We start from the raw sequence: 519 nt of genomic DNA, 5'->3' as shown, positions 1-519 counted from the left end.
AAACTTCAAACTGTTCCATCGCTTCATTCTTCGAATTAGCTCTGTAAATGGCCTTTAAATCTTGCGTTACTTCTTCCTTATCTTTTTGACGAATAGTGTGTAATACGTTTCTAACTTTATGAACAACACAACGTTGGACATCAGCTTTTGGATAGACCTCTTTAACCACTGTTTCCAGGCCGGAGAGACCATCGAAAACAGTTAATAACACCTCTTCTAGTCCGCGGCTCTTGAGGTCTACTAATATCTCTTTCCACCCCAATGAACTTTCTTGTCCTCCTACATAGAAGCCAACTATTTCCTTATAACCTTCCTCTGTAATCCCGACAACAACGTAAACCACTTCACTAGCTACATCTTGCCGACGTAGCTTTATATAGGTCCCGTCAAGAAAGAGGATGGAATACCTTTTCTTTAACTCCCGTTGTTGCCAATCTTCTATCTCTTCCATAACTACTTCCGTGATATTACTAATGGTTGTGGCAGAATAGGAGCTACCTAGGATCCGTTCAATAAAAT

The 519-nt window shown here is 40.3% G+C and carries 1 protein-coding gene; it reads right to left on the bottom strand.

The window, feature by feature from the left end; translation table 11 throughout:
- The coding region (locus tag ACFOGI_RS16790; RefSeq protein ID WP_390269391.1) for an IS256 family transposase at positions 1-519 on the bottom strand (519 nt) is incomplete at both ends.

The sequence above is a fragment of the Virgibacillus xinjiangensis genome (genome assembly GCF_042643145.1).
In the GTDB taxonomy this organism is placed as follows: Bacteria; Bacillota; Bacilli; order Bacillales; family Amphibacillaceae; genus Virgibacillus_O; species Virgibacillus_O xinjiangensis.
The sequence above is the reverse complement of the archived record's forward strand: the minus strand, read 5'-3'. Positions and strand labels throughout refer to the sequence as shown.